Origin of the sequence: Arthrobacter luteolus NBRC 107841 (assembly GCF_001552075.1) — a bacterium.
Classification (GTDB): Bacteria; Actinomycetota; Actinomycetes; order Actinomycetales; family Micrococcaceae; genus Arthrobacter_B; species Arthrobacter_B luteolus.
In genome coordinates, this window is record NZ_BCQM01000007.1 from 59503 (window position 1) to 75359 (window position 15857).

12 protein-coding genes are annotated in these 15857 nt (G+C 65.1%); 3 read left to right on the forward strand and 9 right to left on the reverse strand.

The features are described 5' to 3' along the window. Positions 1 to 248: 248 nt before the first annotated feature. Positions 249 to 1382 (reverse strand): AI-2E family transporter, encoded by a 1134-nt coding sequence (locus tag AL3_RS13095; RefSeq protein WP_066301697.1) that lies wholly within the window; start codon positions 1380 to 1382, stop codon positions 249 to 251. Between the two features lie 50 nt (positions 1383 to 1432). Continuing rightward, a complete protein-coding gene (locus AL3_RS13100) occupies positions 1433 to 3205 on the reverse strand; it encodes a long-chain-fatty-acid--CoA ligase (RefSeq protein WP_066301699.1) in 1773 nt (590 codons plus the stop codon). 330 nt (positions 3206 to 3535) lie between these two features. Here AL3_RS13100 and AL3_RS13105 point away from each other — a divergent pair, with 330 nt between their 5' ends. After that, positions 3536 to 4663, forward strand: a complete 1128-nt coding sequence (locus tag AL3_RS13105) for a VIT1/CCC1 transporter family protein (RefSeq protein ID WP_066301702.1) — start codon at positions 3536 to 3538, stop codon at positions 4661 to 4663. A gap of 77 nt (positions 4664 to 4740) precedes the next feature. Here AL3_RS13105 and AL3_RS13110 read toward each other — a convergent pair whose 3' ends face one another. Together AL3_RS13110 and AL3_RS13115 are read right to left on the reverse strand one after the other, a co-directional pair. Beyond that, a complete protein-coding gene (locus AL3_RS13110) occupies positions 4741 to 6387 on the reverse strand; it encodes an MDR family MFS transporter (RefSeq protein WP_066301705.1) in 1647 nt (548 codons plus the stop codon). Then, a complete protein-coding gene (locus AL3_RS13115; protein WP_083521723.1) occupies positions 6384 to 7022 on the reverse strand; it encodes a TetR/AcrR family transcriptional regulator in 639 nt (212 codons plus the stop codon). Before AL3_RS13115 ends, AL3_RS13110 begins: the two co-directional genes overlap by 4 nt. Positions 7023 to 7405: 383 nt before the next feature. On the opposite strand from AL3_RS13115, the gene AL3_RS13120 reads away from it, so the two are divergent. Beyond that, entirely contained in the window at positions 7406 to 7969 is a 564-nt protein-coding gene (locus AL3_RS13120) for an NADH-quinone oxidoreductase subunit E (RefSeq protein WP_151724041.1), read from the forward strand. On the opposite strand, the gene AL3_RS13125 is transcribed toward AL3_RS13120, so the two are convergent. The 5 genes from AL3_RS13125 to AL3_RS13145 form a co-directional block, all read right to left on the reverse strand. After that, a complete protein-coding gene (locus AL3_RS13125; protein WP_066301715.1) occupies positions 7931 to 9322 on the reverse strand; it encodes a sugar porter family MFS transporter in 1392 nt (463 codons plus the stop codon). The genes AL3_RS13120 and AL3_RS13125 overlap by 39 nt on opposite strands. Positions 9323 to 9402: 80 nt before the next feature. Next, a complete protein-coding gene (gene sucD, locus AL3_RS13130; RefSeq protein WP_066301718.1) occupies positions 9403 to 10305 on the reverse strand; it encodes a succinate--CoA ligase subunit alpha in 903 nt (300 codons plus the stop codon). A gap of 31 nt (positions 10306 to 10336) precedes the next feature. Next, the gene (gene sucC, locus AL3_RS13135; protein WP_066301721.1) at positions 10337 to 11506 is read right to left on the reverse strand and encodes an ADP-forming succinate--CoA ligase subunit beta; all 1170 of its coding nucleotides are present in this window, start codon (positions 11504 to 11506) and stop codon (positions 10337 to 10339) included. A 210-nt stretch (positions 11507 to 11716) separates the two neighbouring features. After that, positions 11717 to 14242 (reverse strand): DNA helicase PcrA, encoded by a 2526-nt coding sequence (pcrA, locus tag AL3_RS13140; protein WP_066301725.1) that lies wholly within the window; start codon positions 14240 to 14242, stop codon positions 11717 to 11719. Positions 14243 to 14322: 80 nt separating this feature from the next. Further along, positions 14323 to 15123 carry an inositol monophosphatase family protein gene (locus AL3_RS13145; RefSeq protein WP_066301727.1) on the reverse strand — a complete coding sequence of 267 codons (801 nt, stop codon included), beginning with the start codon at positions 15121 to 15123 and terminating at the stop codon, positions 14323 to 14325. 68 nt (positions 15124 to 15191) lie between these two features. Between AL3_RS13145 and AL3_RS18125 the strand changes: the two genes are divergently transcribed. Then, positions 15192 to 15836 carry a hypothetical protein gene (locus tag AL3_RS18125; RefSeq protein ID WP_246168687.1) on the forward strand — a complete coding sequence of 215 codons (645 nt, stop codon included), beginning with the start codon at positions 15192 to 15194 and terminating at the stop codon, positions 15834 to 15836. Positions 15837 to 15857: the final 21 nt, after the last annotated feature.

Consider the following 15857-nt stretch of genomic DNA (forward strand, 5'->3'; position numbering starts at 1 on the left):
CCTCACCGTTCCGCGAGCATACCCGGGACTACTCCGCGGAAGAATTTCCGGTAACCAAGATGTCGCCCGCGCAGTGGACAAGTCGCAGGTTCGCTGCTGTGTTTCACAGCTTTTGACGATCCCTGTCAGACACAACTAGCGTACGGGTAAACAATCGTTTCCCTACAGCAAACGCCGGCTGCCCGGCCCCCTGGCTGCATCGGGTCCGGACGGATCATCCCCTGCCCGTCCGGGCCCGGTGCTTTTTTCTACTGGGAAGCGTCGGCGTCGGCTGTCTCAGCCACCTCGGCGGGTTCGGCGGGATCGCCGGTGTCCTCCCCGGTCCAGACCTTGATGACAGCCCAGGTGACGGCGGCGATCGGGACGGAAAGGATCGCGCCGATGATGCCGGCCAGAATGGTACCGGCAGTCAGCGCAAGCAGGATGACCAGGGCGTGAATGCTGAGGGTCTTGCCCATCACCACCGGCTGGAGGAAGTTCCCCTCAAGCTGGTTGACGGCAATAATCACTACGACCACGATCAGTGCCACAACCGGACCGTTGGCGACCAGCGCAATGAGCGCCGCCAGGATTCCGGCTGCCGTCGCGCCGACCAGCGGAATGAAGGAACCAACAAAAACGATCACGGAGAGCGGCAGTGCCAGCGGCACGCCCAGGATGAACAGTGCAGCACCAATGCAGACCGCGTCCACGGCCGCGACAATCGCGGTTCCCCGCACATAGCTGCCGAGCACCTCCATGGTCCTGGCACCGGACAGTCTGGCCTTTTCCAGCCGTTCGCCGCGGAACCAGCGCAGCATAAAGGCCCAGATCCGGTCCCCGTCCTTGAGGAAGTAGAAGAGGACCACAGCCATCAGCAGAAACCCTGTAGCGAAAGAGCCGGCGGCGCTCAGGCCGGCGATGGCTCCGCTGCCTGCCGCGCTGGAGGTTGCGAAGTCCAGGACGGCGTCCCGGGCGTCCTCGATCGCTGAGGCATCGATGGTGAACGGGCCGTTCTGGATGAGTTCGTAGAGCTGGTTGAAGCCGGCAGCTGCCTGGTCCACCAGGGTGGACCATTCGCTGCGGATGGCGAAGACGATTCCCGTGATCAGCCCGCCGAAGACGCCCAGCAGGAGCAGGAAGGACACTCCGGTTGCCAGTGCCCCGGGCCAGCCCTTGCGCCGCAGCCAGTTCACGAACGGAGCGATGGCCGCAGCGAGGATCAGGGCCAGCAGCACGGGAATAACAACCAGGCTCAGCCGGGTCAGGGCGAACACGCCGAGGCTGACCAGGATCAGCACCAGCAGCACCTGGGCTGACCGCAGCGCGGCATGACCCAGACCGTCCTCCCAGTAGCGGCGCGGCTGGGTTAGGTTGGGCCCGGAATCAGGCTGGCTGTCCATCGTGTGTGTTTCCCCCATTGGGTTTGTAGGCGGGTTTTGCGGTGCCGGTTCTAGGATGCAGATCCGGCCTCAGGGCCGGTGTCCTTGTCGGGCTTCTTATCTGGGTCTGTGCCCTGCAGCGATTCGCGCACGTGCCGCCGGAGGACCTTGCCGATCAGTGAGCGGGGCAGGTCCGGAATCTGCACGATCCGGCGAGGGACCTTGTAGGCGGCCAGTTCGTTGCGCACGAAGGACCGCAGCTCGTCAGGGTCAAAGACAGCATCCGGCTTCGCTACGACGGCGGCAACCACTTCCTCGCCGCCGCCCGTGCGGGTGAGGCCCACCACCGCTGCTTCTGCAACGGCGGGGTGACGCTTCAGCGCTTCCTCCACCTCTGAGGGGGAGACGTTGAATCCGCCCGTGATAATCAGTTCCTTGATGCGGTCCCGGATGGTGACAAAATCGTCGTCGTCAACCGAGACGATATCTCCGGTCCGGAACCAGCCGCCGTCGAGCAGCGCCGCCCGGGTTTCCGCCGGCTTATTCCAATAGCCCTGGAACACCTGGGGGCCGCGGATCAGCAGCTCCCCTGTCTCTCCCCGCTGCCGCTCTTTGGTGGGATCCTCAGGATCGACCACTTTGATGTCGGTGAGCGGGAACGGCACTCCCACAGTTCCGGGTTTGCGGCTCGGACCCATGGGGTTGCCCAGCGCCACAGGCGAGGTTTCCGTCAGGCCATACCCCTCGATCAGGTATCCGCCGGTCGCGTTCTCCCACGCTTCGACCGTTGCCGCCGGAAGGTTCATGGCACCCGAAATGGCGAAGCGGACTCCCTTCAGGGAGACTCCGGATTTCTCCGCGCCAGCCACTATCCGGTCATAGATCGGCGGGACCGCCGGCAGGAAGGTGGGCGGAGTCTTGCGGGCAGCTTTCAGGACCAGGTCGACGTCGAACTTCGGGAACAGGACCAGGCGCGCACCAATGCTCATGGCGAAGGTGAGGCTGAGGGTCAGGCCGTAAGCATGGAACATCGGCAGGACGCCGTAGACGGTCTCCTTGCCGGGGCGCACCCCGGGAATCCAGGCCCGCCCCTGGGCGGCGTTAGCCATCAGGTTTCCGTGGGTGAGCATGGCACCCTTGGGATCCGCCGTCGTTCCGGACGTGTACTGGATCGCGGCGAGATCTTCGGCCTTGGGCTTGGGGTACCGCCGCGGCAGCGGCCTGTGCTCCAGCAGCTTCTTCCAGGTCAGGACCCGGCGTCCGGCGCTGCGCGGCTTTTTCTCCGCCGCGAGGGCCTTCCGGCTTTTGCGGGCGGCCGGCAGAGGGAGCTTCAGCGCCAGCTGGGCCACCGTCGGCATCGCGCTGATCAGGTCAACGGACACGATTGTGCGGACCGGGATATCCGCGGGAAGCGACTGGATCCGGTCCACGGCCTTGTCCCAGGCGATCGCCACGGTGGCGCCGTGATCCTCAAACTGGTGGCGCAGTTCCCGGTCGGTGTAGAGGGGATTGTGTTCCACCACCACCGCGCCCAGGCGAAGCACAGCGTAAAACGCGACGACGTGCTGCGGGGAGTTGGGCAGCACCAGGGCAACCCGGTCCCCTTGCCGGACGCCGAGCCGTTTGAGGCCGGCGGCCGCGCGGCGGATCTGTTCGCCCAGGTCCCGGTAGGACGTGGTGGCACCGAAGAACTGGAGGGCCGGCTTGGACCCGTAGCGGCTGACTGAGGCCTCAACCATGTCCACGAGGGAGCCCTCGGGCAGCGAGAGGTCCGCCGGCACGCCCTCGGCGTAGTGGCGCGTCCAGGGGCGGTGGTCGAAGAGTGCTTTGGCAGCTTTACTCACGGCATTGACTCTATCGGCTGCAGGGCCAGGCTCAGGCACGCGGGTGGCAGGTAGACGCCTCAACGTTCGTTCGCCCTCCTCGGGAATCGCGTGGAGGTTCTCCGCTACACTGGGAATTTGAAGGGGAGTAGCTCCGGTCTTATTCCAATTTTAGTGACGGCTCAGGCCGTACTGAAACTGGCAGTGATTCCGAGGCCTGTCGACATACTGGCTGCAGCAGCAGCCCGGCAGTCCACCGCGGTGCAGCGCGCCCGGCGAGCGAGACCTTCGGCCAGTATCCCAACAGCTGGCCGGAGCCCCCTGCCGCTCCGGCCATGACCAGGAGCGTAAGTGACTACCCCACCGGTGCCAGGGCCTTTGCCCCCTGGCCAACCCCGGCCCAGCCCCGCCGACCGCCGCCGCTGGCGGCAGTACCTCGCCGATGAACAGGCTGAGGCTGCGACCTACCGCTATCTCGCTGAACGCCGTGACGGTGAGGAACGGGACATTCTGCTGGCCCTGGCCGAGGCCGAAGGCCGCCACGAAGAGCACTGGCGCAAACTCCTCGGCCCGGAGGCGGACAAACCTGTCCGCCCCTCCCTGCGCAACCGGGTCCTGGGGCTCCTGGCCCGGCGCTTCGGCTCGGTCTTTGTCCTGGCCCTGGCCCAGCGCGCCGAGGGCCGCTCGCCTTACAGCAGCGAGCCCAGTGCCACCAGTGCCATGGCCGCTGATGAGCAGATCCATGAGGAAGTGGTCCGTGGGCTGGCGACGCGCGGGCGCATCCGCCTCTCCGGAAACTTCCGGGCCGCCGTTTTCGGGGCCAACGACGGTCTGGTTTCCAACCTTGCGCTTGTGATGGCGATCGGTGCCACCGGAGTTTCCAGCACCTTTGTTCTTTTCAGCGGTTTCGCCGGACTGCTGGCGGGTGCGCTGTCGATGGGCGCGGGCGAATATGTTTCGGTCCGTTCGCAGCGGGAACTGCTTGAAGCTTCCCGGCCGACCCAGATCACCCTTGCCGCGGCCAAGTCTCTGGATATAGATGCCAACGAACTTGTCCTGGTGTACCGCGCCCGGGGTATGTCCCAGGAGGCGGCGGAACACCGTGCCGCGGAACGCCTGGGACTGTACAACTGCGACTGCGATCCGTCCCTGTCGCTGCAGCCGGAAAAGCAGGAGGAGTCAGGCGAAGAGCATGAGACGGTGGGGACCGGCCTTGGCGCCGCAATCTCAAGCTTCTGCTTCTTCTCCTCAGGCGCCATCATTCCGGTGCTGCCGTATATCTTCGGCATGGAAGGACTGGCCGCCGTTGCGCTGTCCTGCGCCCTCGTTGGTCTGGCATTGCTGGTGACCGGCAGCGTGGTTGGTTTGCTCTCCGGCGCCTCTCCCGTGCGCCGCGGGCTGCGCCAGCTGGCCATCGGCCTTGGCGCCGCCGCCGTGACCTATGCGCTCGGACTGCTGTTTGGGACCGGAGCCGCCTGACAGAACCGGCTGCGGACACAGCAGCAGGGGGCTGCCCGGCACCATGCCGGACAGCCCCCTGCTGCTGAAATCAGGTTCTACGCTTTGGGTCCGGCGGAAGTTGTCCCGACCTGGCGCAGTTCCGTGGTGCTGGGGCCGTTGCCTTCGTCCTCGGTGCTGATCAGGACGTTGCCTTCACCAATCGCCTCCGGCATTACCTCGGGCTCCAGCCTGGTGGCCAGTGCCTTCTCCTTGATGAACAGGCACAGGATTGTGGCCACGACTGCAAGCGGCACCATAAACAGGAACAGCGGAATCAGTGCCTCGTTGTAGGACCTGATAATGATGTCCTGGACCGCCTCCGGCAGTTCGTGGACCAGTTTGGGCGTCAGCGAGTTTCCGCCTCCGGTCGCCGATGCGGCGTCGGCCGGAAGCCGCTCGCCCAGCAGATCCGTCAGGCGGTGGGCGAACAGGCTGCCCACCACGGCAGAGCCGAGGGTCGCGCCGATCTGGCGGAAGTAGTTGTTCGCGGCCGTGGCGGTACCCACCTGGCGCAGCGGGAACGAGTTCTGCACCACCAGGACCAGGATCTGCATGTTCAGGCCCAGGCCCAGGCCCAGGATGCCGATGTAGGCGCACAGCTGCCAGACCGGGGAATCAGCGCTGATGGTGCCCATCAGGAACAGTGCCGCCACCATGATGGCGGAGCCGGTAATCGGCATCCATTTATACCGGCCGGTCTTGGAGACCAGGGAGCCGGAGAGCACAGAGGTGAAGAGCAGTGCTCCCATCATGGGGATCATCAGCATTCCGGCTTCCGTGGCGCTGGCGCCGGTGGCCATCTGGAGGTAGGTCGGCAGGTAGCCGATGGCCCCGAACATGGCGACGGAGGTGAGCAGGCCGGAGGCCGTGGCGAGGTTGAAGTTGCGGTCGTGGAAGAGCTCCATCGGGATGATCGGCTCCGCGGTGCGGCGCTCCACCATCACAAAGATCACGGAGGCAATCACTGTGCCGGCAATCAGGCCGAGGATGATCGGATCGTTCCAGGCGTAGGTGCTGCCGCCCCAGCTGCTGACCAGCACCAGGCCGGTCGTGGCGAGGGCAATAAACACCATGCCCCAGAGATCGATGCGGGGACGGGACGTGACGGCCCGCGGCTTGAGGAAGAACAGGGCGCCAAGCAGGGCCAGGATACCCACCGGGATATTGAACCAGAACGCCCAGCGCCAGCCCGGCCCCTCGGTCAGCCAGCCGCCGATCAGCGGTCCCACCACCGAGGAAAAAGCGAACACGCCGCCCATCCAGCCCATGTACTTGCCGCGCTCACGCGCCGGAACGACGTCGGCAATGATCGCCTGGGAGAGGATCATTAGGCCGCCTGCGCCGAGGCCCTGGATGACCCGGGCGACGATCAGCCAGGTCATGTCCGGAGACAGGGCGCCGACCACGGAACCAGCCAGGAAGATCAGGATCGCAGCCACCAGCAGGTATTTACGGCCGATCAAATCACCCAGCTTGCCGTAGATGGGCATCATCACGGTGGAGGCCAGGATGAAGGCGGTAATCACCCAGAGCATCAGGTTCGCCCCGTTGAGCTCCCCGACAATCGTCGGAAGCGCGGTGCCCAGGATGGTCTGGTTCAGAGCCGAGAGGAGCATGGCCAGAACCAGTGCGGTGAAAACGAGCACGAGGCTGGGTTGTTTGCCCGTGTTCTTGGGGGCTGCGGCTGCAGCTGTTCGCGTCATAAAATTTCCTTGAAAACGTCTCGAAGAAGTTCGAGGCCCTCCTCGAGGGCCTCGAACTGAAGAGTGTGGGTGGGATTGGACCAGGTCTTTTGCATGACGTGGCGCATGCGGGTGCTGGCGGCGAGCACGATGGTGAAGGCGACGTCGTCGACGCTGTGCCCCTGCCATGCTGAATCCGGCGCCTGTTCGTTCCACCGGCGCGACTCCGCCAGCTGGGCGCGAACGGTATCAAGGACCAGCTGCTCGACCTTGAGAATGTACTGATACCGCCGGTGCCGCAGGTGTGGATAGACCTGGTAAATCTGGCTGCGCAGTTCATTGGAGTCATCGCCGCCCTGCATGGTGCGCAGTACCGCCAGCATGAGCCGGCTCACTTCCGTGAGCAGGTCCCCTTCAATATCGAAGCTGCCGAGGGCGGTCTGTTCCACCGTTGGTTCCTGGAGACCCAGGACGGCGTCTTCCTTGCAGGCGAAGTAGTTGAAGAACGTGCGGGTTGAGACGCCTGCTTCCTCCGCCACCACGTCAACGTTCACACATTCCAATCCGTCCTTGATCGCACGGCGTGCGGCAGCTGCATGCAGCGCCGCCCAGGTTTCGGCGCGTTTGCGATCACGGAGGGAAAGTTGTTGACTCACCGAACTACTTTGTCATCCGGAGGAATTTTTCACAACTGCAAAATTGCATGCATGCAAGAAACTCTGCGAATCACATGGGTAGTTCTCCCCATGTGCAGATTCCAGAATCCGGCTTAGCGTTGCTGATGGGGATGACATTCGGAACAACGCCACCGCTCCCCCGGTGAGATGCCGGTCTTTAGGGCCGGACGCCGGAGCACTGGCAAGGACGTATAGGTGAAAAATGCTGAGGCACTGCAAGGGGACAACCGTACGGCTGGTTCCGAAGGAACGGCTGCCCAGGACGCTCTGCCGGCGTAACTGGAGCCGGGTTCGGCCCTGCGTCCGGCCGGTGTAACCGCCTACCCTCGACACAACGCCTTCACCCCTGCACAATGCCGCAGATGAGAAGGCCGGATCCGCGCTCCCTGTGTGTACTTGCCGCAGGGATCGTGCTGGCAGCAGGATCAGGCGGAATCCCGCCACCTGCCGCCCCCGCCGCCGGTCCCCCAGCCGGCGGCGCCGAGCTTTCGGCCACAGAAGTCGGCCGTGGACAGCAGGAGCTGGCGAAGGCCCTGCTGGAGAGCCTTGGGGACCCGGGATGGACGTACCTGGATGGAACAGAGTACGCAGCTCCCCCCGTCCCCCGCGCCGTCCCCTGCCCGGCTGAGGGAACCGGTCCCAGCCGGCACAAACTCACGACGGAGTTCAGCGGACCGGCTCCTCCTGCTCCGGAACGCGCCCGAGACCAGGCCCAGCAGGCTCTCAGGGCCGCCGGAGCCGAAATGCTCTCGGCACTGACTCCCGGCCCCGGCGCCCCGCCGGAAACGGACTTCACCTTCCTGGGCGCCTATGCCGGAAGCACTGTGCGGTACTCGGCCAACGAGTACCGGCAGCTGCTGGACATCAGCAGCCCATGCTCCTCCGGGCTAGGCCTGGCGCAGCTGAAGCTCGACTTCCTCCAGTGAAAGCCCGCGGGTCTCCGGCAGGTACCGCTTCACAAAAAGTGCCGCGCACAGGCCCAGGGCAACAAAGATGAAGAACGTGCTGGAGATTCCCAGCGCCGACATCAGCATGGGGAAGGAGAAGCCGACGGCAAAATTCGCCATCCACTGCACAAACACCGAGATCCCCACGCCCAGCCCCCTGACCCGCAGCGGGAAAATCTCGGAGAGCATCAGCCAGGTCACCGGGGAAACAGCGCCCTGCTGGAAAGCCAGGAACAGCACGGTCATGGACAGAACCGTGAAACCGCGGACCGGACCCTCCGGCAGCAGGATCGATGCGACGCCGATGATGGCAAGCGTGCTGGAGGTACCGATGAGACCGGTCAGCAGCATGGGCCGGCGCCCCACCTTGCCGAGCAGCCAGATGCCAAGCAGGGCCGCACCGACCGAGACCACACCGTTGGCAATGTTGGCGGTCAGCGCAGCTTCGGTGCCGAAGCCGGCGTCGGCCAGGATCTGCGTGCCGTAGTAGATGATCGCGTTGACGCCGGTGATCTGCTGAACGATGGAGAGTCCCATCCCGATCAGCAGGACCCGCATCAGCCAGGGTTCGGCGAAATCCTTCAAGCGGCCGGTGCGGGTGGGCAGACTGCCGGCCAGTGCCTTGGCTTCCTCATACTCCGCCTGAGCGTCTTCGGCGCTGCGGATCCGCTGCAGCTCGGTAAGCATCTGCGCATAACGGCCCTTGGAACCGAGCCAGCGGGGGCTTTCCGGCACGAAGTTCATACCGACCCACAGTGCGATGGCCGGCAGGGTGGCAACCAGCAGCATCCAGCGCCAGACGTTGCCTTCCTCGCCCCAGAGGTTGCCGATGACGGCATTACAGACGAACGCCGCCAGCTGCCCGCTGACGATCATCAGCTGGTCCCGGGTCACCACCTGGCCGCGGCGGGCGGCCGGCGCCAGCTCCGCCAGGAACATCGGGACGACGGCGGAGGCGCCACCCACGGCCAGGCCGAGGACCACACGGGCCAGGACCATCAGCCCGACACCGGGAGCCGCGGCGGTGCCCACCGCTCCCAGCAGGAAAACCCCGGCCAGGATGATCAGCAGCCGCCGCCGGCCGAGCCGGTCCGCGAGCTGTCCGGCGCCCAGCGCGCCGAAGGCTGCGCCGAACAGCAGGCTGGAGGTGATCAGGCCTTCGGTGAACGGGGTCAGACCCAGATCGTCCTGCATGTACGGCAGGGCACCATTGATCACCCCGGTGTCATAGCCGAAGAGGAAGCCGCCCAGGGTGGCAATCCAGGTTGCCCGGCGGAGCGCATTCCGGTGACCGGCCGCAGGTACGGAGGAGACGGTGGGAGTTCGGTGCATGGTGTTCTTTCGTACAGTGAGACGCACAAAACCCCCGTGCACCGGAGTTATCCGGACACGGGGGTTGTGCTTGAGGGAGCCTACAGAGCTGCGAAAACCTCGCGCAGCAGGTCAGCGGTCTCAGACGGGGTCTTGCCGACCTTCACGCCAGCAGCCTCGAGGGCTTCCTTCTTGGCCTGGGCGGTTCCAGCGGAACCGGAGACGATGGCGCCGGCGTGGCCCATGGTCTTGCCTTCGGGAGCCGTAAAGCCTGCCACGTAGCCAACAACCGGCTTGGTGACGTTGGCCTTGATGAACTCTGCGGCACGCTCTTCTGCGTCGCCGCCGATTTCGCCGATCATCACGATCGCCTTGGTCTCGGGGTCAGCTTCAAACGCCGCGAGAGCATCGATGTGCGTGGTGCCGATGACCGGGTCTCCGCCAATGCCGATGGCAGTGGAGAAGCCGAGGTCCCGGAGTTCGTACATCATCTGGTAGGTCAGGGTGCCTGACTTGGAGACGAGGCCGATCGGGCCCTTGCCGGTGATGTTGGCGGGGGTGATGCCCACCAGGGCTTCGCCGGGGGTGATGATGCCGGGGCAGTTCGGGCCGATGATGCGGGTCACCTGATTGCCGTCGGCGTCCACCTTGGACTGGGCGTGTGCCCAGAATTCGGCGGAGTCCTGGACCGGAACACCTTCGGTGATGACCACAACGAGGCCGATGCCGGCGTCGATGGCTTCAATCACCGCGTCCTTGGTGAAGGCCGGCGGAACGAAGACGATCGAAACATCGGCTTCGGTCTTGTCGATGGCTTCGGCAACAGTGCCGAAAACGGGCAGTTCGACGTCGCCGTGGGTCACGGTCGTGCCGGCCTTGCGGGCGTTCACGCCACCGACAACCTGGGTTCCGGCCTTGAGCATCAGGGCGGTGTGCTTGGTGCCTTCGCCGCCGGTGATGCCCTGAACGATGACCTTGGAGTCCTTGTTCAAGTAGATAGACATATGTGAATTCTCTTTCTGGGGGTCGGCTCGGTCAGCGAGCTGCGTTGGCGAGCTCGGCAGCCTTGTCGGCGCCGTTGTCCATGGTGGTGGCGAGGGTAACCAGCGGGTGGTTGGCCTCGGCCAGGATGCGGCGGCCTTCTTCGACGTTGTTGCCGTCCAGGCGGACAACCAGCGGCTTGTTGGCCTCGTCGCCGAGGATCTCCAGCGCTTTGACGATGCCGTTTGCCACGGCGTCACAGGCGGTGATGCCACCGAAGACGTTCACGAACACGGACTTGACCTGCGAATCGTTCAGGATGACGTCCAGTCCGGCTGCCATCACGGAAGCCGAGGCGCCGCCGCCGATGTCCAGGAAGTTGGCGGGCTTGACGTTGCCGTGCTTTTCGCCGGCGTAGGCCACAACGTCCAGGGTGGACATAACCAGGCCTGCACCGTTGCCGATGATGCCCACTTCGCCGTCCAGCTTGACGTAGTTGAGGTCGTTTTCCTTGGCCTTGGCTTCCAGCGGGTCCGCGGCGTCCTTGTCCTCGAGCTCGGCGTGGCCGGGCTGGCGGAAGTCGGCGTTCTCGTCCAGGGAGACCTTGCCGTCCAGGGCGACGATGTCGCCGGCGCCGGTCTTGACCAGCGGGTTGACCTCAACCAGGGTGGCGTCTTCCTTGACGAAGACGTCCCAGAGCTTGATGATCGCGTTGATGACGCCTTCGCGGAGTTCCGGTGCGAAGCCTGCTGCGTCGACGATTTCTTCGGCCTTGGCCTGGTCGATGCCGACGGCCGGGTCCACAGCGACGCGGGCCAGGGCGTCGGGACGCTCCACTGCCAGCTGCTCGATCTCCATGCCGCCTTCAACCGAGCACATGGCCAGGTAGTTGCGGTTTGCGCGGTCCAGCAGGACCGAGAAGTAGTATTCCTCGGCGATGTCGGCACCCTGGGCAATCATCACCTTGTTGACGGTGTGGCCCTTGATGTCCATTCCGAGGATGTTGCTGGCGTGCTCGAAGGCTTCGTCAGCGGTCTTGGCTACCTTGACGCCGCCGGCCTTGCCGCGGCCTCCGACCTTAACCTGAGCCTTAACGACTACAACGCCGCCGATCTTCTCGGCAGCAGCTTTGGCTTCTTCAGGAGTGTGCGCCACGATTCCGGCAAGCACGGGTACACCGTGCGCCTCAAACAGATCGCGCGCCTGATATTCAAACAGGTCCACGGGCTAGTGTCCTTCTACGTCGAAGTAGGTTTACAGTCGATCAGCTGATCGGGGAGCAGATGCGTGAAGCCGGGCTGCTCCAAAGGAACTTTAGTCCCTTGGCGCCGGAGGCCCCTCACAGAGTACCGCTTTAGTGATGAAGCGCACAGTTCTATGGTTTGTAGAAAAAGGCGTCCTTCGGCTATGGCGGCAGATGGCCAAATGGGCCCGTCACCCTTCCTTGGTGAGCGGCGCGTAGCGCAGCAGCAGGCGCTTTTCGCCAACGTCGAACTTCACCTTCGCCACCGTTTTATCCCCGGTTCCTTCCACCGAGAGCACAGTGCCGTGGCCGAACGAAGTGTGGTTGACGTTATCCCCCACCACCACGGAGATAACTTCCTTCTGCGGCTGCACACGGCCCATTGCCTTGGCCACCGGTGCGGCTGAAATGTTGCCGCCGGTACCGCCTCCCAGGGAGGACGGCGCCCCGGCACCCCAGTGCGAACCGCTGTAACGGCTGGAGGTGATGCTGCCTCCGCCGCCCCAGGCCGGCCGCTCCATGCCTTCGCGCTTCCACTCGATCAGTTCCGGGGGAACCTCGCCCAGGAACTGGCTGGCCGGGTTGTACTGGCTCTGCCCCCACATACTGCGCACTTCCGAGCGCGTCACGTAAAGCCGTTCGCGGGCCCGGGTGAGCCCGACGTACGCCAGGCGGCGTTCCTCGGCCAGCTCGGCCGGGTCGGTGGCGGAGCGCTGGTGCGGGAAGATGCCCTGCTCCATGCCGGTCAGGAACACCACCGGGAACTCCAGCCCCTTGGCGGTATGCAGCGTCATCAGGGTGACAACGCCCTGGCGCCGGGACTCTTCCACCGCAGCGGCGACCTCCTCCGCGGATCCTTCGGGTGCGTCCGGAATCTGGTCCGCATCGGCCACCAGGGATACCTGTTCCAGGAATTCGGACAGGGTTCCTTCGGGGTTGTCGCGTTCAAATTCCCGGACCACGGCGACGAGTTCCGCGAGGTTCTCCACCCGGGACTCGTCCTGCGGATCGGCGCTGGAGCGCAGCTGGGCGAGGTAGCCGGTCTGCTCCAGCACGGCTTCCAGGGCCGCGGAGGCACCGGAGCCGGAGGCCACTTCAGCGAGGTCGTCGATCAGCTTGACGAAGCCGTTGACGGAGTTCAGCGAGCGGGTGGCCAGGCCGGGCGCTTCTTCGGCCCGGCGCAGCGCATCCATAAAACTGATCCGCTCGCGCTCAGCGAGGGCAGCCACAGAGTACTCGGCGCGGTCGCCGATCCCGCGCTTGGGTTCGTTGAGGATGCGGCGCAGGTTCACGACGTCGTCCTGGTTCGCCAGCACCCGCAGGTAGGCCAGCGCGTCCTTGATTTCCTTGCGTTCGTAGAAGCGGGTGCCGCCGACAACCTTGTACGGCAGGCCTACCCGCACCAGCACGTCTTCGAGCGAACGGGACTGGGCATTGGTGCGGTAGAAGATGGCAACGTCGCCCGGGCGCAGGTTCTCCTCGTCCTGCAGCCGGTCGATCTCCTCGGCGATGAACCTGGCTTCTTCGTGTTCATTCTCACCGACGTAGCCAACGATCTTGGCGCCGTCGCCCTCCGCGGTCCAGAGCTTTTTCTCCGGCCGGTTTGGGTTGCGGGAAATCACCGCGTTGGCGGCGGTGAGGATGGTCTGGGTGGAGCGGTAGTTCTGCTCCAGCAGGATGGTGCGGGCGGAGGGGTAGTCCTTCTCGAAGTCCACAATGTTGCGCACGTCCGCGCCGCGGAAGGCATAGATGGACTGATCGGAATCGCCCACCACGGTGAGTTCGGCCGGCGGAATATCAAGTGTGTTGCCTTCGCCCGGCACGCCAACGAGTTCGCGCACCAGGGCGTACTGGGCGTGGTTGGTGTCCTGGTACTCGTCCACCAGAATGTGGCGGAAGCGGCGCCGGTAATACTCAGCTACGCCGGGGAAGGCCCGGAACATATAAACGGTCTGGGCAATGAGGTCGTCGAAGTCCATGGCGTTGGCCTGGCGCATGCGCTGGGTGTAGCCGGTGTAGACCTGGGCGACTGCCTGTTCGAAGGGGTCCGAATAGTTGGCGCTCGAGGCGTAGGACTCGTCGTCGATCAGTTCATTCTTGAGCCCGGAGATCTTGTTCGCGATGGCCTTGGGCGCAAACCGCTTGGGATCCAGGTCCAACCCCTTCGCCACCAGGGTGATCAGCCGCAGCGTGTCCGCGGAGTCGTAGATGGAGAAGTTGGAGTTCATTCCCACGGCTTTTGCCTCGCGGCGCAGGATCCGCACGCAGGAGGAGTGGAAGGTGGAGATCCACATGGTTTTCGCTACGCCGCCCACCAGGGATTCGATGCGTTCGCGCATCTCCGCGGCGGCCTTGTTGGTGAACGTGATGGCCAGGATCTGGCCGGGGTTGGACCGGCCGGTCGCCATCAGGTAGGCAATGCGGTGGCTGAGCACCCGGGTCTTGCCGGACCCGGCGCCGGCAACGATCAGCAGCGGCGAACCGGCGTGCTTGACCGCTTCCTCCTGCTGCGGGTTCAGCCCGCGCAGCAGGTCCGCTGCCCGCGCTTCGTCGACGCGGGGAGAGCGCGCGGAGTGGCCGCCGTGGGCCGGCGGTTCAGGCGTGAGGGCTTCGGGAACGGCGGCGCCGCCGCCGTGGGCGGTGTCCTCCTTGGCTGCCCCAGGGGCGGTCTTGGACTTGCCGGGCGTGGAGAAGTACGGATCAAAGAGATAGTCCATGGTGCGTTTAAGTCTAGGTGCTGCCCCGGACATTTTCCCGGAGAGCGCTCCGGGTGCGCGAAGGCACCCGGAGCGGGAGCCTAGTTCCCGGCCAGCAGCTGCTGGATTTCCCGAACAGCGGTGGCCGGACCGGCGATGTGCCAGCGGAAGCCATGAACCTCCTGGATGGCGGTGGCTCCCCCGGCAGCTTCGACGATGGCCTTGCCGGGCAGCCAGTCCCACTCCGGGCAGCTGTGCTGGAACCAGGCCCCCAGCGCCCCGGTTGCCACCGAGCCAAGATCGCAGGAACCGGAGCCGAGCATCCTGATCGTGGCCGCTTCCTTCGCCGCCTGAATCCAGGGGCCGGCGACTTCCCCGCGCTGCAGCCAGGTGGGGTGCAGATATGTGCCGGCACTGAGCCGCCCCAGTCCGGCGTCGGTGAGCGCGGGCAGCGGCTCTCCGTTCAAGGTGGCAGCCCGGCCCGGCCCGCCGAGCCACAGCTTGTCCTCCTGCGGCTGGTAAATGGCGCCCAGCAGCACGTCCGGAGCAGGGTCGGGCAACTCGGCGGTGTCAGCACGAAGGGCAAGCGCGGAGCACCAGTAGGTGGACCCGGAGAGGAAGTTGTAGGTGCCGTCCACCGGATCAATGACCCAGGTCCGGCCGGAGGTGCCTGCATGGCTGGCACCTTCCTCACCGATGATCCCGTCCTCGGGGCGCAGCCGGCGCAGCGTGTCCACGACGAGCTTCTCGGCAGCGTGGTCCGCTGCCGTGACGACGTCGGACACAGAGGTTTTCTGCGTGCCGGTGACCCCTTCCTGCCGCATCCGGAAGGCCAGTTCGCCGGCCTCGCGGACGAGGCCGGCGGCCAGGGCAAAGTCAGATTCGGTGGCAGGCGCGCTCATGCTGCCAACCCTATCCGGCCCTGCAAGGGACCGGGGATGCCGAAGCCAGCCTCAGCCATACTGTTGGTATGGGAAAAACTCCGGCACAGCGCGCAGCGAAGCACGGCGATAACGCCGTTTCCCCTGCCGCCTCTCAGCCCTCCGCCAACGAAACGACGCAGCGTACGCCGCAGCAGGCCAAGAACAATGCCAATCTGCTCCTGATCGCCGCGGCGGCGACAGCTCTGTTTATGTTCTGGTACTACCACTTGCTGGTGCTTGACCAGATGACGCAGCTGTCAGGGGGCCTGGCCATGCCTGACTCGCTGATTGGCGGGTACAGCATGGATCATCTGGCGGCGCTGCGCTCCGCCCTGGACGCTGATGCCCTCGGCCAGCTCAGCTATGTCCATAAAACGGCGGGAACGCTGTTTCCGCTCATTTTCGGCTTCGCCTGGCTGCTGATCATTGGCCTCAACACCCAGCGCAAGGCACTGCGCTGGGTGTTGTGGACCGCTCCGATCCTCTTCGCGATCGTGGATCTGTGGGAGAACGTCGCCATTGACAACGTCCTGGGCGCCGCCGAACTCTCAGCCGGTGATGCCGGCCTGGCCAGCGTGCTCACGGTCGCCCGCTGGGTCCTGCTCGGGCTGAGCCTCGTGGCGTCCGTGGTTGCGGTTTTTAGCTCCCGGACGCCCCGGCCACCAGAACTTCTCCCCCAGGACAAAGGCTAGGGCCGGCACCACGACGGTCCG

Bases quoted from the DNA above. Each gene is read 5' to 3' on its own strand.
- AL3_RS13095 (WP_066301697.1), bottom strand. From the start codon at position 1,382: ATGGACAGCCAGCCTGATTCCGGGCCCAACCTAACCCAGCCGCGCCGC.
- AL3_RS13110 (WP_066301705.1), bottom strand. From the start codon at position 6,387: ATGACGCGAACAGCTGCAGCCGCAGCCCCCAAGAACACGGGCAAACAA.
- AL3_RS13120 (WP_151724041.1), top strand. From the start codon at position 7,406: ATGAGAAGGCCGGATCCGCGCTCCCTGTGTGTACTTGCCGCAGGGATC.
- AL3_RS13125 (WP_066301715.1), bottom strand. From the start codon at position 9,322: ATGCACCGAACTCCCACCGTCTCCTCCGTACCTGCGGCCGGTCACCGG.
- sucD (WP_066301718.1), bottom strand. From the start codon at position 10,305: ATGTCTATCTACTTGAACAAGGACTCCAAGGTCATCGTTCAGGGCATC.
- pcrA (WP_066301725.1), bottom strand. From the start codon at position 14,242: ATGGACTATCTCTTTGATCCGTACTTCTCCACGCCCGGCAAGTCCAAG.
- AL3_RS13145 (WP_066301727.1), bottom strand. From the start codon at position 15,123: ATGAGCGCGCCTGCCACCGAATCTGACTTTGCCCTGGCCGCCGGCCTC.
- AL3_RS18125 (WP_246168687.1), top strand. From the start codon at position 15,192: ATGGGAAAAACTCCGGCACAGCGCGCAGCGAAGCACGGCGATAACGCC.